At 64.5% G+C, this 15,319-nt stretch carries 13 protein-coding genes, 1 tRNA gene and 1 pseudogene; 8 read left to right on the forward strand and 7 right to left on the reverse strand.

The features are described 5' to 3' along the window. Positions 1-66: 66 nt before the first annotated feature. The 3 genes from cgtA (at position 67) to J5M71_RS11695 (ending at position 2,955) form a co-directional block, all read left to right on the forward strand. Positions 67-1,293 (forward strand): Obg family GTPase CgtA, encoded by a 1,227-nt coding sequence (gene cgtA, locus J5M71_RS11685; protein ID WP_063911188.1) that lies wholly within the window; start codon positions 67-69, stop codon positions 1,291-1,293. Positions 1,294-1,378: 85 nt separating this feature from the next. Beyond that, positions 1,379-2,497: a glutamate 5-kinase gene (gene proB / locus J5M71_RS11690; RefSeq protein WP_063911189.1), complete on the forward strand. Its 1,119-nt coding sequence runs from the start codon at positions 1,379-1,381 to the stop codon at positions 2,495-2,497. After that, entirely contained in the window at positions 2,494-2,955 is a 462-nt protein-coding gene (locus J5M71_RS11695; RefSeq protein WP_019096697.1) for a CreA family protein, read from the forward strand. Before proB ends, J5M71_RS11695 begins: the two co-directional genes overlap by 4 nt. A gap of 105 nt (positions 2,956-3,060) precedes the next feature. Here the strand turns inward: J5M71_RS11695 and mksF are convergent, their stop codons facing one another. Genes mksF through mksB form a run of 3 tightly spaced genes read right to left on the reverse strand, consistent with a single transcriptional unit; the run spans position 3,061 to position 7,878 of the window. Beyond that, positions 3,061-5,895, reverse strand: a complete 2,835-nt coding sequence (gene mksF, locus J5M71_RS11700; RefSeq protein WP_207832346.1) for an Mks condensin complex protein MksF — start codon at positions 5,893-5,895, stop codon at positions 3,061-3,063. After that, complete coding sequence (gene mksE / locus J5M71_RS11705; RefSeq protein WP_063911191.1) at positions 5,892-6,599, reverse strand: Mks condensin complex protein MksE; 708 nt, start codon at positions 6,597-6,599, stop codon at positions 5,892-5,894. Before mksE ends, mksF begins: the two co-directional genes overlap by 4 nt. Beyond that, positions 6,589-7,878, reverse strand: a complete 1,290-nt coding sequence (gene mksB / locus J5M71_RS11710) for an Mks condensin complex protein MksB (protein WP_024086237.1) — start codon at positions 7,876-7,878, stop codon at positions 6,589-6,591. Before mksB ends, mksE begins: the two co-directional genes overlap by 11 nt. Before the next feature lie 285 nt (positions 7,879-8,163). Here mksB and J5M71_RS11715 point away from each other — a divergent pair, with 285 nt between their 5' ends. Together J5M71_RS11715 and rimI are read left to right on the forward strand one after the other, a co-directional pair. Further along, positions 8,164-8,949 carry an energy transducer TonB gene (locus J5M71_RS11715; protein ID WP_207832348.1) on the forward strand — a complete coding sequence of 262 codons (786 nt, stop codon included), beginning with the start codon at positions 8,164-8,166 and terminating at the stop codon, positions 8,947-8,949. Then, the gene (gene rimI, locus J5M71_RS11720; protein WP_046616794.1) at positions 8,946-9,401 is read left to right on the forward strand and encodes a ribosomal protein S18-alanine N-acetyltransferase; all 456 of its coding nucleotides are present in this window, start codon (positions 8,946-8,948) and stop codon (positions 9,399-9,401) included. Before J5M71_RS11715 ends, rimI begins: the two co-directional genes overlap by 4 nt. 54 nt (positions 9,402-9,455) lie before the next feature. On the opposite strand, the gene J5M71_RS11725 is transcribed toward rimI, so the two are convergent. Beyond that, entirely contained in the window at positions 9,456-10,613 is a 1,158-nt protein-coding gene (locus tag J5M71_RS11725; RefSeq protein WP_207832350.1) for a hypothetical protein, read from the reverse strand. Positions 10,614-10,680: 67 nt separating this feature from the next. On the opposite strand from J5M71_RS11725, the gene J5M71_RS11730 reads away from it, so the two are divergent. Then, the gene (locus tag J5M71_RS11730) at positions 10,681-11,262 is read left to right on the forward strand and encodes a D-Ala-D-Ala carboxypeptidase family metallohydrolase (RefSeq protein ID WP_207832351.1); all 582 of its coding nucleotides are present in this window, start codon (positions 10,681-10,683) and stop codon (positions 11,260-11,262) included. On the opposite strand, the gene J5M71_RS11735 is transcribed toward J5M71_RS11730, so the two are convergent. Then, a complete protein-coding gene (locus J5M71_RS11735) occupies positions 11,202-12,119 on the reverse strand; it encodes a LysR substrate-binding domain-containing protein (RefSeq protein WP_207832353.1) in 918 nt (305 codons plus the stop codon). The two genes, J5M71_RS11730 and J5M71_RS11735, sit on opposite strands and share 61 nt — an antisense overlap. A 246-nt stretch (positions 12,120-12,365) precedes the next feature. On the opposite strand from J5M71_RS11735, the gene J5M71_RS11740 reads away from it, so the two are divergent. Next, entirely contained in the window at positions 12,366-12,980 is a 615-nt protein-coding gene (locus J5M71_RS11740) for a LysE family transporter (RefSeq protein WP_207832355.1), read from the forward strand. A gap of 83 nt (positions 12,981-13,063) precedes the next feature. Here J5M71_RS11740 and J5M71_RS11745 read toward each other — a convergent pair. Then, positions 13,064-13,140, reverse strand: a tRNA-Met gene (locus tag J5M71_RS11745). 103 nt (positions 13,141-13,243) lie between these two features. After that, a pseudogene (locus J5M71_RS11750) lies at positions 13,244-13,837 on the reverse strand (FecR domain-containing protein); the annotation flags it as partial. 181 nt (positions 13,838-14,018) lie between these two features. On the opposite strand from J5M71_RS11750, the gene J5M71_RS11755 reads away from it, so the two are divergent. Further along, positions 14,019-15,233: an MFS transporter gene (locus tag J5M71_RS11755; RefSeq protein WP_207832359.1), complete on the forward strand. Its 1,215-nt coding sequence runs from the start codon at positions 14,019-14,021 to the stop codon at positions 15,231-15,233. The last annotated feature ends 86 nt before the right edge of the window (positions 15,234-15,319 follow it).

Below are 15,319 nucleotides of genomic sequence, written 5' to 3' on the forward strand. Positions count from 1 at the left end.
TCAGTTTTGCAAGAGCCTCAGGTTTTTCAGGTATTCAACTCGCCAGCAGGCGAGAGGCGGTTTTGAATGAAGTTTGTTGACGAAGTATCCATTCGGGTCAAGGCCGGTGATGGTGGCAACGGTTGCATGAGCTTCCGTCGCGAGAAGTTCATCGAGAACGGTGGCCCTAACGGTGGTGACGGTGGCGATGGTGGCTCGGTGTACATGGTCGCCGACGAAAACCTCAACACCCTGGTCGACTATCGCTACACCCGTCACCACGAGGCCCAGCGTGGCGCCAACGGTGGCAGCACCGACTGCACTGGCAAGAAAGGCGACGACCTGTTCCTGCGCGTGCCGGTCGGCACCACCGTGATCGACGCTTCCACCCAGGAAGTGATCGGTGACCTGGTCACCCCTGGCCAGAAGCTGATGGTCGCCCAGGGCGGCTGGCACGGCCTGGGCAACACCCGTTTCAAGTCCAGCACCAACCGTGCGCCGCGCCAGACCACCCCTGGCAAGCCGGGTGAGCAGCGCGACCTGAAGATGGAAATGAAAGTGCTGGCCGACGTCGGCCTGCTGGGCCTGCCGAATGCCGGCAAGAGCACCTTCATCCGCTCGGTTTCGGCCGCCAAGCCGAAAGTGGCCGACTACCCGTTCACCACCCTGGTGCCTAACCTGGGCGTGGTCAGCGTCGACCGCTGGAAGAGCTTCGTCATCGCCGACATCCCTGGCCTGATCGAAGGTGCTTCCGAAGGTGCCGGCCTGGGTATCCGCTTCCTCAAGCACCTGGCGCGCACCCGTGTGCTGCTGCATCTGGTGGACATGGCGCCGCTGGACGAAAGCAGCCCGGCCGATGCCGCCGAAGTCATCGTCAATGAGCTGACCCGCTTCAGCCCGTCGCTGGCCGAGCGTGAGCGCTGGCTGGTGCTGAACAAGGCCGACATGGTCATGGAAGACGAGCGCGACGAGCGGGTCAAGGAAGTGGTCGAGCGCCTGCAGTGGGAGGGCCCGGTGTACGTGATCTCGGCCATCTCCAAACAGGGTACCGAAAAGCTCAGCCACGACCTGATGCGCTACCTCGAAGACCGCGCCGACCGCCTGGCCAACGACCCGGCCTATGCCGAAGAGCTGGCTGACCTCGACCAGCGCATCGAAGACGAAGCCCGTGCCCAGCTGCAGGCCCTGGACGACGCCCGTACCCTGCGTCGCACCGGCGTCAAGAGCGTGCACGACATCGGCGATGATGACGGTTGGGACGATGATTTCGAGGACGACGAAGACGGCCCGGAAATCATTTACGTGCGCGACTGACCGGTTGCAGTACACTAAACGCCGCTCCTTGGAGCGGCGTTTTTGTATCCACGGTATCTACAGATTCGACATAGGTTGGAAGAAGATGCGAAGCAAGGTGACGGGCGCCAAGCGCTGGGTCGTGAAGATTGGCAGTGCTCTGCTGACCGCCGATGGCAAAGGCCTCGACCGCGGTGCCATGGCCGTTTGGGTCGAGCAGATGGTCGCGCTGCGTGAGGCAGGCGTGGAGTTGGTACTGGTCTCCTCCGGGGCCGTGGCTGCCGGCATGAGCCAGCTTGGCTGGACCTCGCGACCGAGTGCGATGAACGAGCTGCAGGCCGCTGCCTCGATCGGCCAGATGCGCCTGGTGCAGGCCTGGGAGTCGAGCTTCGGCGAGCACGGCAAGCACACCGCGCAGATCCTGCTGACCCATGACGACCTGTCCGACCGCAAGCGTTACCTGAACGCACGCAGCACCCTGCGCACGCTGGTCGACCTGGGCGTGGTGCCGGTAATCAACGAGAACGATACCGTGGTCACCGACGAGATCCGCTTCGGCGACAACGACACCCTGGCGGCGCTGGTGGCCAACCTGGTCGAGGCTGACCTGTTGGTGATCCTCACCGACCGCGATGGCATGTTCGATGCCGACCCGCGCAACAACCCCGACGCCCAGCTGATCTACGAGGCCCGCGCCGACGACCCGGCACTGGACGCCGTGGCCGGCGGTACCGGTGGCGCCCTGGGTCGTGGCGGCATGCAGACCAAGCTGCGCGCCGCGCGCCTGGCCGCCCGTTCCGGTGCCCACACCATCATCATCGGTGGCCGCATCGAGCGCGTGCTGGATCGCCTCAAGGCCGGCGAACGCCTGGGGACCTTGTTGTCGCCCGAGCGCGGCATGCTTGCCGCGCGCAAGCAGTGGCTGGCTGGCCACCTGCAGACCCGTGGCACCCTGGTGCTGGATGCCGGTGCCGTGCAGGCGCTGCGCCAGGCCAACAAGAGCCTGTTGCCGGTTGGCGTGAAGACCGTACAGGGCAGCTTCCGTCGTGGCGAGATGGTGGTGTGCGTCGGCCCGGACGGTGTTGAAGTGGCCCGCGGCCTGGCCAACTACAGCGCGCTGGAAGCGCAAAAGATCATCGGCCAACCATCCGATGTCATCGAAAGCGTGCTGGGCTATATCGCCGAGCCGGAGCTGGTGCACCGCGACAATCTGGTGTTGGTATGAGCCTGTTCAAGCGCGTGATCGGTGTGGCAGCGCTGGTGCTGCCAATGCTGGCCGGGGCTGAGGAAATCGGCCAGGTGTCCACCGTGTTCAAGTTCCTCGGGCCGAACGACCGTATTGTGGTCGAGGCGTTCGACGACCCCAAGGTCGAGGGCGTGACCTGCTACCTGTCGCGGGCCAAGACCGGCGGCGTGAAGGGTGGGTTGGGGCTGGCGGAGGACCGGGCGGAGGCATCGATTGCCTGTCGTCAGGTCGGGCCGATCAACTTCAAGGGTGAGCTGAAGGATGGCGAGGAAGTGTTCAAGGAACGCACCTCGCTGGTGTTCAAGACCATGCAGGTGGTGCGCTTCCTGGACAAGAAGCGCAATACGCTGGTGTACCTGGTGTACAGCGACCGCATGATCGAAGGCAGCCCGCAGAATGCGGTGACCGCGATTCCGATTCTGCCTTGGGCTCATTGATAGCCTGACAGATCCTGGGAGGCCTTCGGCCTCCTATCGCGACACAAGGCCGCTCCCACATTGATCGGCGTACACCGGACCTTTGTGGGAGCGGCCCCAATTACCTCAGGCCAATTCCTCGGCCTGATGATCCTCACGCACAACCGCCTTCACCTCATCCCGACGGCTGATGAACTTCCAGTCCGCCTCGTCGATGTAGATGCCATTCGGCCCGCTACCACCTTCCAGGTCGATCGCCACCCGCGCCGACACCTGCGGCTTCACGCTCGCCAGGATCGGCACGAAGCCCAGCTGCAGGCTGGTTTCCAGCAGCGCAGCCTGGTTGCGTTCGTCGATGTCCGCCGCTTCGTCCAGGTAGTACGGCAGGCGGATGCGCCCGGCCAGGTCGCGGTCCATCAGGTGCAGCAACAGGTACATGTTGGTCAGCGCCTTGATGGTCATGGTGGTGCCGTTGGATGCCGCGCCGTCGATGTCGGCATGGATCACCGGCTGGCCGTTGACCTTGGTGATCTCGAACGCCAGCTCGAACAGGTCCTTCAGGCCCAGCTGGTTGTGGTTGGCCGCCACCAGCCGTGCCAGGTATTCCTTGGCCTCTTCGTTCTTGTTGTCCTGCTCGGCGCTCTGGGTCAGGTCGAATACCGACAGGGTTTCGCCTTCTTCGTACTGGCCGGCGCTGTGGATGATCTGGTCGATATGCTTGAGCGCTTCCTTGTTCGGCGCCAGCACCACGCGGAAGCTCTCCAGGTTGGATACCTGGCGCCTGTTGATCTCGCGGTTGAACAGGGCCAGCTGGTGCTCGAGGCTGTCGTAGTCGCTGCGGATGTTGCGCAGGGTCCGGGCGATGTCGGTGACCGCGGCGCGGCGGGCCTTGGCCAAGGTCAGGGCTTCGTCGGTGCGGTGCGCATAGGCGTTCACCAGCAGCTGCAGGCGGCGTTCCATGTCGTCTTCGCTGTCGAACTTGGCCACGCCTTTCAGGCGCACCTGGGCGTACAGCGCCTCGATCTGGTTGTCCACCCGCTGCAGGCTCTGCCAGCTGTCCTGGTAGTCGTTGAGCAGTGGCAGCAGGTTGTCCATCGAGTCGTCGATGGCTTCCATGTACGGTGTGCCGTAGGGCAGGTCGGCCGGCAGCAGCTGGCGACGGCGCAGGGCGTCTTCCAGGGTGCGCTGCTTGGCCTCGAGGTCGCCGATCTGCCGGCCGACCAGCTGCAGCTTGGCCGACAGTTGCTGGACACGTTCGGTGAAGGCGTCGCTGGAGCGCTTGAGTTCGTCCTGGGCGGCTTCCAGCTGCGACAGCTGCTCCAGCTTCTCGGGCTCTTCGGCGGCCAGGGTTTCGCTGCGGCGGAAGTCTTCCAGCGCTTTCTGCGCGTCCAGAACTTCCTGGTACAGGGCTTCGGTCTGCGCCTTGGAGGCGGAGCGGTCGGCGGCCACGGCTTGCTGGGTCTTGAGCTGCTTCAGCTCTTTTTCCAGGCGCTCCTTCTGGTCGCGCAGGGCGGCACGGTCGGCCAACGCCTGCAGCGCCGGTGGGTCGATGTGCGACAGGTCGATGGACAGGCCTGGGGCTTCGAAACGTTCGCCCTTGAAGCCGTCGAGCACCGCTTCCAGCGATTTTACCCACAGGTCGCTGTCGTCCAGTTCGATGCCACGGTCGCCCAGCGGCAGGCTGAACAGCGCGCCGTTGAACAGGCGCATCAGGCGGTCGACGTCCTGCTGCGAAAACTCTTCGCGCAGGCGGGCATAGCTGTTGTTGTCGGCGTGGTCGAGCTGCTGCTTGACCTGCTTCAGGCGCTTTTCCAGGTCGCGCACGCGTTCGTCCAGGTCTTCGGCGCTGAACTGCCGCGACTGGGCCAGGGCACCGGCCAGTTCGTCGTGTGCGTCCTTGGCCGCCAGCAGTTGCTGCTCCAGCACCTTGACGTCATCGACCAGGGCAAAGCGGTGCTTGAGCACCGACAGCTCGCCCAGCCAGCGCTGGATACCGGTGATTTCACGCTCCAGGCGCATCAGCTCCTGGGTGCCGCCGCGCTGGTCGTTCTGCAGGCGGTCCTGCTCGCCACGGTAGTGCTCGGCCTGGATCACCAGCTCTTCCTTGCGCGCCATGGCGTATTCCTGCCAGGTGCCCAGCAGGGTGTCGAGCACTGGCGAAATGCGGTGCAGCTTGCCGCGCAGGATGTCGCGCTGGGCCACGCCACCGGCCAGGGCCTCGACCAGCGGGCCGGCGGCGACCAGGGCGTTGTAGTCCTGCTCCATGCGGCGCACGTCACGGAAGGCTTCCTCGCAGGCGGCGATGTAGTCGACGCTGCCGGAGCGCAGGCTGTGCTCGAAGGCATCGAGGAACAGTTGCTTGAGCTTGGCGGCGGTGATTTCGCGCATGTGCAGCAGGTTGATGAACAGCGCGCGGAAGGTTTTCAGGCTTTGCTCGCTGGTCGAGCGCAGCGGGATCATGGTCAGGTCCAGCGGCACCGAGGTGTGGCCGCCGACCAGCAGACGACGCAGTTCATCCGGCTTCAGCTCGTAGGCCTTGATGCCGAGGCGCTCAAGGTTGGTGAACAGCTCTTTCTGGCGCAGGCAGGTGTCGTTCTTCTGGTAGTGGGCCAGGTTCAGTTCGCCCTTGTAGGCAAAGAACTGGTGGCCGAAACCGCCGCCCGGGCCGCGGCCAACCACGCCGATCACGTGCGGGCCGTGGGGCAGGCTCAGCTCGCAGAGAATGTACGAGGTGTCGCTGGCGAAGTAGAAGCGGCGCGACTGCTCGAGGCTGTACTTGCCGAAGCTCATGTCCGACATGCGCGCCAGGATAGGGAATTGCAGGGCGTTGATCGACGCCGATTTACCCAGGTTGTTGGCACCGTAGACCGACAGCGGGTGTTCCAGCGGGAACAGGCCAAGGCTGTAGCCGGCGGTGTTGAGCAGTGCGAAGCGGCGGATGCCGTAGCGTTCCTGGCTCATGCGTCAATCTCCTGTTGCTCTTCGCGGATGGCCCGGGCCAGGGCTTGCTCTTCGCTTTCCTCGCCCTCGAACGGGCTGAGGTCGAGCGGGTCGTCGGTGCGGTTGAGTTCTTCGGGGCTTTCTTCCTCGACCAGTACCGGGGTCGGCAGCGGCAGGTCGCTGTGCAGGGTGGCCGCCAGGTCGCGGTCCTGCTGCACGGCCAGGCACACGTCGAGGAAGCGGTGCATCGGTGGCAGGAAGCGGTAGATGCCGCCTTCCTCGAAGGCGAAGCCGAGTTGGGTCATGCGGCGCAGGATTTTTTCTTCCAGCTCGTCCACGGTCTGCACTTCGGCCTGCAGGAACAGGTCGCGGTACTTGTCCAGCAGCGAGGGCAGTTCGTCACGGCCGATGCTGCCGCCATCGAGCACGGCCATCGGGTCGCGGCCCTGGTCGGCCAGGTGTTCGACCAGGATGAAGGTGAACAGCGACAGGCGCTGCGCGGTCTTGTTGACCTGCGCGGCGGTCATGTCCGGCACGAAGTAGTAGAAGCCACGGGTGTCGCACACCAGTTCGAAGCCCAAGGCCTTGAACAGGGTGCGGTACTGGTCCTGGAAGTTCGACAGCTGGGCGTACAGCTCGGGGTCGCGGCGGCTGACGTGGAAGCCTTTGAACAGCTCGCGGAAGATCGGCGCGAGCTGGGACAGTTCGGAAAGATCAAGATGCATGGGCTGGGCTCGCGTTGGATTCGGTAGGCGCGCTGGCGGCGTCTTCGCGGCTGGAGGTCAGGGCGAACGAGCGCAGGCTGACCAGGTGTTCCTGGGTGATGTACTCGCGGCGGTCGAGGCGTTCGCGCTTGAAGCGCTTTTCCCGCGACAGGCGCGAGAACCAGTACAGCAGCTCGTCGGTGGCGCCTTCGGGTTCCTGCTCCAGCAACCAGACCATCAGGTCGGGCAGCGGCAGGGCCTGTTCGCAGCGTTCGGCCATTTCCTTGACCGTGCGCGGTGCACGGGGCAGGGCGCCGGACTGGGTCTTGTGGGCCTTGGGGAAGCGCGCCGGCTTGGGCTCGAAGCGGGCCAGGGCGTAGACATAGGCCTCGACCTGGCTGGCGCTGCCGAGGAAGGTGCTTTGCGGGCGGGTGAACATCGGCATGGCCGCTTGCGGCACGGCGTCGATGCCCTTGCGCCGGATCACCGACAGGGCCAGTGCGGCGCCACGGGTCACGGCGTTGTGCCGGCGGGCCTCTTCGCGCAGCGGCAGCAGCAGTTCGCGGGCGTGGCGCAGGGTCAGCTGGGCGCTGGTCTGCATTTCCAGGATGCGCGCGTGGGTGCGCAGCAGCATGTCGTCGTCGACCAGGTGGCCCAGGCGCGCCTGTTCACCCAGCAGCTTCAGCAGTACGGTCTCGACCTTGCGTACACCCTGTTCGAAGGCGCCGTCGGCGTTGACCAGCTGGATCATCGGCTCGACGTACTCGTCCCAGGTCGCCAGTACTTCGGCATAGCGCTGGCGCAGCGGGATCTGGCGGTTGCTGGTCTTGGCCCGCTCGGCCACGGCCACCAGTGCCTGCTCGTCGTTGTCGAGCTTCTTCAGTACATCGCGCACGCGCATGTCGAGCAGGCGCAGCTGGCGCGCCAGGTCGTCGCTGTCGCGGTTGTCGAAGGCGTCCTGGATATGCCCGGCCAGGCGTTCCAGGTGGCGCAGGTAGGCTTCGATCTCCAGGCACAGGCCCAGCCGGTGTTCGCGGCGCAGGTAGGCGAGGAAGTCGTGGATCTGCGCGTTGAGCTCGAAACGGTTCGGACTCTTGGCCACCGGGACCAGGATATCCAGACGGATCCACACGTCGAGCAGCTGGGTGATGTCCTGCGGGGTGCTCTCGACCTGCTGGCGGGCCACATGCTGACGCAATTCGACCAGGCTCAGGGTGCCCTGGTCGAATCGCTCGCACAGCGGCTCGATCAGGGCCCAGTGTTCGGCTAGGGCGCGCAGGACGCGCTTGGGTTCGATCATTGGCTTCGACTCGTTGCCAAGAAAAAGGGGGCGATTGTACTGCATCCGGGGGGGAGGTTTTCACCCCTTGGTCTGTAATGAGAGATATCCATCATCCTTGTAGGGGATTCACTGGCCCTTTCGCGGGTGAACCCGCTCCCACAGGTACTGCACAAGGCCCTGTGGGAGCGGGTTCACCCGCGAAAGGGCCAGTACAGGCAACAAAAATCCGCCGACCAGTTGCGGCACTCGAATGCCAACGGCGTTAGAATGGTCAATTGTCTCCACCCCTCGGAAACCCGCCCCTTGCTCACCGAACCCCGTCGCCGCGCCTACCTTTCCGCCATGCAAGTGGTGCACTGGCTGCCGCGCGCCGAACTGCCGTTCGCTGCACCGTCGCGCCCCGAGCTGCTGCTGCCGGTGGCGCCGGTCGAGGCCCCCGATTTCGACGTCAGGCCGGTACCGGCTGCCAACGAGGCGCCCGCCGCCCCCCAGGCCCGTTCCGGCGAGCGGCCGAAAATCGAGATTCCGCGCCCGGGCAGTGCGCCCAAGCCTGCCGCAAAGCCCGCCGAGACCGAGGAGCAGGCCGCACCACCGCGCCCGGCCCCGGTGCCGCCCCCGCGCTTCTCGCTGCAGTTGCTGCGCGCTGGCAGTTGTTTGCTGCTGGTTGAACTGGCCACCGGCCAGCCGTTCCAGAGCCGCGATCCGTCCTATCTGCTGCTCAAGGACATGCTGCGCGCCGCCGGCCTGCCCGATGCCCCGCAGATCATCGGCGAGCCGGTGCGCTGGCCGCTGCTGGTGCGCGGCAACATGGACCAGGGCCCGGAGGCTGCGCGCGATTTCGTCCAGGGCTTTGTCCAGGCGCGCCTGGAGGACGCCCCGTGCACCTGCCTGTGGCTGATCGGCCTGCCGGCGCTGCGCTTTGCCGCCAATGCCGATGGCGATGCCTATTACCAAACCCTGAAGCTCGAGGGCCTGGGCGAAGCCTGGGCCTTGCCGGGCCTTGAACTGTTGATGGACGAGCCGCAGCGCAAGGCGGACGTCTGGAAAGCCATGCGCCAGCTGATGGCGCGCTGGAAGAGCGTTGAATGAGTGACTCGATCAGTTTCCGCCCGATGACCGAGGCGGATCTGGATGCCGTACTTAAGATCGAATATGCCGCGTTCAGTCATCCCTGGACCCGAGGGATCTTTCAGGATGCGCTCAAATCGTACGAAGTCTGGCTGATGTTCGACGGTCAGCAGCAAGTGGGCCATGGCGTGATCAACGTGATCATCGACGAGGCACATCTGCTCAACATTACCGTCAAGCCGGAAAACCAGGGCCGCGGGCTGGGCCTGCGTCTGCTCGAACACCTGATGGCCCGGGCCTACCAGCTCAATGGCCGCGAATGCTTCCTGGAAGTGCGCGCTAGCAACCAGTCGGCCTACCGCTTGTACGAGCGTTACGGCTTCAACGAAATCGGCCGCCGCCGCGACTATTACCCGGTTGCCGGCGGCCGCGAGGATGCGCTGGTGATGGCCTGTACCCTGCTCGAAGACTGAGCAGGCCTGCACGGGCCCCTTCGCGGGCGTACCCGCGAAGAGACGGTATGCCGGTCACAGGTCCTGCGGCTGAGCCTCTATCGGCTTGGCCAGGTCGCGCAGGCTTCGGGTCACGCTGCCGGTATTGCATTTGGCTGCCGCCTGCTCTGGCGTGTACTTGCGCACGGTGCGGAAGAACAGCTCGCAGGTCTGTTTCTTCTGCGTCACCTGCCACTTGGTCGAGCAGGCGTCCAGCGTCAGCTTGGCATCGGCCCGTTGATTGCGCCCCATCCCCGCCTGCCAGCATGCCGCGGTCAGGTCCTGCCCCATCATTTTCAAGCCGGCGGCATTGGCTGCATCCTCGTTGCCACCGTGGCTGTCCTTGTTCGCCGCATACCAGATGGCGCTGGGGTGGTTGGCGCCCAGCACCGGCACCTTGGCCCCTGGCTGCGGGCTGATGCTGACCAGGCCCAGCACATCCACCTGCGGCCCGTACTGTTGCTGGATCCAGCTGCGTACCGGCGCGCCGAAGGCCACCATCGGCAGGGGCCTGGCGGGGTTCTGCAGGGTCATCTCGCTGACCATGCGCAGCTGGTAGTCCTTGAAGTAGCTGTAGGTGTCCTTCAGCGCTTCGCCCGCGCTGGCCGGTGCGGCGATGGGGGCGATATCGATGATGGTCTGGTAGGCCGGGGTCTGGCTGGCGTCGACGCCGTTGAATGTCAGCAGCTCGGCCCAGCGGTCGGTGGTGTTGGAGCGCAGGTAGTCCTGGGCCTGGGTCAGTGAGTAGTCCGGCGGGAAGTGCAGCAGTTCGATACTGCGGCGGTTCTGCAGGGCCATGCCCAGTGGCAGGAACAGGTACCAGTCGTAGGACCATTTGCCGTCCTTGTTCAGCCGGGTGGCCCCCTGATAGGCCAGTTCACCGCTGTCGAGCAGCTTGCGCAGCGGCTTGGCATAGCTGGCGGGTACACCACTGATGGTTGCGTGCAGGCGGTCATTGTCGCGGCTTACATGCACCTGGGCGGCGGCATGGCCGTCGCGGCGTACGCTCTGGGTCAGGTAGTGTTCGACGGTTTGCTCCAGGGTCCAGTCGCGATAACAGATCACGTGGCAGTTGTTGGGGAAGGCGAAGAGGCGGGTAACGCGCTGGGCGTCGCCCAGGTCGATGCGCGCGTCGGCGGCGGCAAGGCCGCTGAAGGCCAGGGCGGCGAGGCTCGGTAAGGCAATCTTGTGCATGCTTAACTCCTTGTTGGGCGCTGCCGTGTTCGGCAGTGTTGCACATACTGTGGCAGGGAGAGCAGGGATGAAAAGGGCTGGATGGTTGGCGCTGGCACTGGGCATGCTGTGTGCTGCAGCGCAGGCCGATGAGCGTGATCTGTGGTTGTTCGCGCAATGGGCCGGGGACCATCAGACCCGGCCGTTTCGCGAGATGCTGGTGGATGCGCGCCTGTATGGCGTGGTACCGATCCATCAGTTGCTGCGTTCGGCCTCGGACTGGAAGCTGTGCCACGCGTCACCCTTCGCCGTGCCACCTGCCAGCAACTGGCCTGCAGTGCGCTCGACGCTCTCGCTGATCAAGACGCTCGACGACCAGGGCATCCTGCGCCAGTTCGAGGTGGTTTCGGCCTACCGCGACCCACGCCTGAACGTCTGCGCCGGCGGGGCAGCCAACAGCGCCCACACCCGTGCCTTCGCCGTCGATATCCTGCTACCCGCCTGGGCGGACCCCAACCCGCTGTGCCGTTTCTGGCAGCAGTATGGCCAGGCCTGGAACATGGGCCTGGGGCGCTATCCGTCCGGGCGTATTCATGTAGATACCGCGGGTTACCGCACCTGGGGTGGTGATGGCCGTTCGGGTTCGTCGTTCTGTATCAAGCCCAGCTGAGCCAGGCAGCCCCGGCATTCGCCCATCACCCATGCGGCGAAGCGCTGACGCTTGCCGCCGTCTTCCAAGGGCTGCGGGCTGAGCAGGTGGTAGGCCGAGCCGTCGCGTACAAAGCCGAATGGCGCTTGCAACTGCCCGCTGTCGAGTTCGTCACGCACCATCAGGGCTGAGGCCATGGCCAGGCCCAGGCCGGCGCTGGCAGCCTGAATCGACAGGTAGAAATGCTCGAAGTCGCTGCGCTCGGTGTGCCGAGCCTGCTGGCCGCTCAGGCGCAGCCAGGTGGGCCAGGCCCCGGGGCGGGTGGCGCTGTGCAGCAGGCGTTGGCCTTCAAGCTGGATGGGGGAGGTGGGGTGACACACCGGGCCGATCCATTCGTCGCAGATTTTCTGGTTGTACAGCTGCTTGTCCCAGTGGAAGTCGTCGCGGCGAATTGCCAGGTCGACACCGCTGCGGGCGAAGTCCAGGGGCCCGCCTGCGGCCACCAGGTGCAACTGCAGGTCGGGGTGGGCGGCATGGAAGCGGGACAGGCGCGGAATCAGCCAGCGCATGGCAATGGTCGGTTCGCACGACAGCACCAGCACGTTGTCGCGGGCCTGTTGCTGCAAACGCTGCACGGCGCCTTCGAGCTGCTCGAAGATCGCCTGGGTGGTGCCCTGCAAGGCGCGACCGGCAGGGGTGAGGAAAATGGCCCGGTTGCGGCGCTCGAACAGCTCCACGCCAAGGCTTTCTTCAAGCAGGCGCACCTGGCGGCTGACCGCGCCGTGGGTGACGTGCAGGTGCTCGGCGGCGCGCACGAAACTCTCGGTTTTGGCGGCGATGTCGAAGTAGCGGAAGGCGTTGACTGGGGGCAGTTTCATGGCATCCCTGGTTACCTGTACCGGCCTCTTCGCGGGTAAACCCGCTCCCACAGGAACTTCTCCGAACCTGAGGGCGGCGCATCACCTGTGGGAGCGGGTTTACCCGCGAAGAGGCCGGCACAGGTTCTATATAACTGTGAGGAAAGCTATCAGATTTGCTTCACTATAAATCGATTTTTCCCGGGCTATAAGCTCTCGATAATTGCGTGGTCTGTGCATTTCCATCGCCTATCGAGAGCCACCAGCATGACCGAACTCATCGCCGTCGCCCTGTTCACCCTGCTCGCCGTCATCAGCCCTGGTGCCGACTTCGCCATGGTCACCCGCAGTAGTTATGCACAAGGCCGCAAGGCCGGGCTGGCTGCCGCCGTGGGCATTGCATTGGGGGTGCAGGTGCATGTCCTGTACACGGTGCTGGGCATCGCGGTGATCATCAGCCAGAGCCCGGCCTTGTTCCTGGGCATGAAAGTGCTAGGCGCGGGTTACCTGGTTTATCTGGGCTACCAGTCGCTCACCAACACCCGGCGCATCAGCCTCGACGGGGGCGCTGCATCCGCCGCCAGCGTGACTCAGGCCCTGCGCACGGGCTTTCTGACCAACGCCTTCAACCCCAAGACCATGCTGTTCGTCATCAGCGCCTTCACCCAGGTGGTGAAGCCCGGTAGCCCGCTGGTGCTGGATTTTGCCTACGGCGCTTTCATGTCCGTTGCTCACTGGCTGTGGTTCAGCCTGGTGGCGGTGTTCTTTTCCAGCACGGCATTGCGCAAGGCGATGATCGAGCGGCAGATGCTGGTGGACCGGGTGATCGGTGTGGCGCTGATAGGGCTTGGCCTGGCCGTGGCTGTTACCGGCATGCGTTGAGGCAGGAGAAGGAGGGCAGGCCTGTGGTATTTTTCGCAGGCAAAGAAAAAGGGCCTACCTTGCGGTAAGCCCTTTGTCTTGTTTGGTGGCTACACAGGGACTTGAACCCCGGACCCCAGCATTATGAATGCTATGCTCTAACCAACTGAGCTATGTAGCCGATGGCGCGCATTATTCTCTTGAACGGCCCCCCTGTCAACACTCATTTCAAAAAAAATTTGCACGCTTTCAAAAACTTAGCGGCCAGGCCCGCTTTCTGCGTGGCCCAACGGCATGTCGCTGGCTTTCAGGTGCCCGTTGCGCCAGCTGCCGACGGCCTTGAGGTCGGCTTTGCGCACCGGGCCGATACGCGAGCCATCGAAGGTTACCCGCTCGCCCGCCGACACCAAGCGCTGTTCGCCGCCCTGGATAACCATTGCCTGGCCACTGAGCACCACCAGTTCGTCATGGCCTGCATGGCGGGCGACCTGCAGGCGGGTACCGAACACCTGAATGCGCGCATCGCCCACTGTCACCTCCATGGCCCGGCCGTCGAGCATCACTTCCAGGTACACCTGGCCCTGCACCAGTTGTAGTTCGCGTGTACTGCCGCGCAGGTCGGCGTTCATCGCGCTGGCGCTATCCAGGTGCAGAGTGGTGCCATCGGCCAGGCGCAGGCTGCGAAGTTCACCTGCATCGGTATGCAATTGGCTGCCCAGGCGCTGCATCAGCGGCCAGTACAGGTATGCGGCAGCGCCCAGCCCCAGCAGGAACAGCAGCGCCAGCCATTTGCCCAAGTGGCTGCGGCGCGCATTGATCTGGCGCGGGCGGGGGCGAGTGGTCGGCGGCTGCAATTGCCTGGCGGGCATCGGGCTCATGAATTCGGTCTGCTCGCGATAGGGGCCGTTTCGCCCAACGATGACAGGGGAATGGGCCGATGATGCTAATTATATTGAGAAGCATTTACAAGTGCGCTGCGACAGATGAATAAAAAAGGTAGCTAAGTATCTATTCGTTTCCCGATAATCGGATCCCAAACTACGGATGGAGAGTCGGCACATGGCTATCAGTAGCGCCTCCACGGCGCCCACCAGTGCGGCGTCGAGACAAGCCACGCCGCTGGTGATGCGCATCATCGGTTTCTGCGCCCTGGCGCACCTGATCAATGACCTGATCCAGTCGGTGCTGCCGGCGATCTACCCGATGCTCAAGGCCAACTACGACCTGAGTTTCGCCCAGATCGGCATGATCACCCTGACGTTCCAGATCACCGCCTCGCTACTGCAGCCTTGGGTCGGCTTCTTCACTGATCGCCGCCCGGCACCGAACCTGTTGCCGCTGGGCACCCTGTGCACCCTGGTGGGTATCGTGATGCTGGCCTTCGTCGGCAGCTTCCCGATGATTCTGCTGGCCTCGGCGCTGGTGGGTATCGGCTCGTCGACCTTCCACCCGGAGACCTCGCGTATCGCGCGCCTGGCCTCGGGTGGGCGCTTCGGCCTGGCCCAGTCGACCTTCCAGGTCGGCGGCAACACCGGCTCGGCCCTGGGCCCGTTGCTGGCGGCGGCCATTGTCATTCCGTTCGGCCAGAGCCACGTGGCCTGGTTCGGCCTGGCTGCGCTGTTCTTCCTCGGCGTCACCCTGATGCTGCGTGGCTGGTACAAGGAGCACCTCAACCAGGCCAAGGCGCGCAAGGCAGTGCAGGCGACCCACGGCATTTCCCGCGGGCGGGTGATCGCGGCGCTGATCGTGCTGGGCCTGCTGGTGTTCTCCAAGTACTTCTACATGGCCAGCTTCACCAGCTACTTCACTTTTTACCTGATCGAGAAGTTCGATGTGTCGGTGGCCAGTTCGCAGCTGCACCTGTTCCTGTTCCTCGGTGCGGTGGCGGCGGGTACCTTCTTTGGCGGACCGATCGGTGACCGGATCGGGCGCAAGGCGGTGATCTGGTTCTCGATCCTTGGCGTGGCGCCGTTCACCCTGGTGCTGCCGTATGCCGACCTGTTCTGGACCACGGTGTTGAGCGTGGTGATCGGCTTCATCCTGGCCTCGGCGTTTTCCGCGATCGTGGTGTATGCGCAGGAGCTGGTGCCGGGCAGTGTGGGCATGATTGCCGGGATCTTCTTCGGGCTGATGTTCGGCTTTGGTGGCATTGGTGCGGCACTGCTGGGGTATGTGGCAGACCTGCGTGGCATCGAGTATGTGTACGAGGTGTGTTCGTTCCTGCCGTTGTTCGGGTTGTTGGCGGTGTTCTTGCCAAGTACCGGCAAGCACTGATGTTGCCGGGGCTGCAAAGCAGCCCCCGACGATTGACGGCCTGACACCCTTGGCCTAGAGTGCCGCCTCTTTTCCTGACCACCTGC

This window comes from Pseudomonas sp. 43(2021) (assembly GCF_017490805.1).
In the GTDB taxonomy this organism is placed as follows: Bacteria; Pseudomonadota; Gammaproteobacteria; order Pseudomonadales; family Pseudomonadaceae; genus Aquipseudomonas.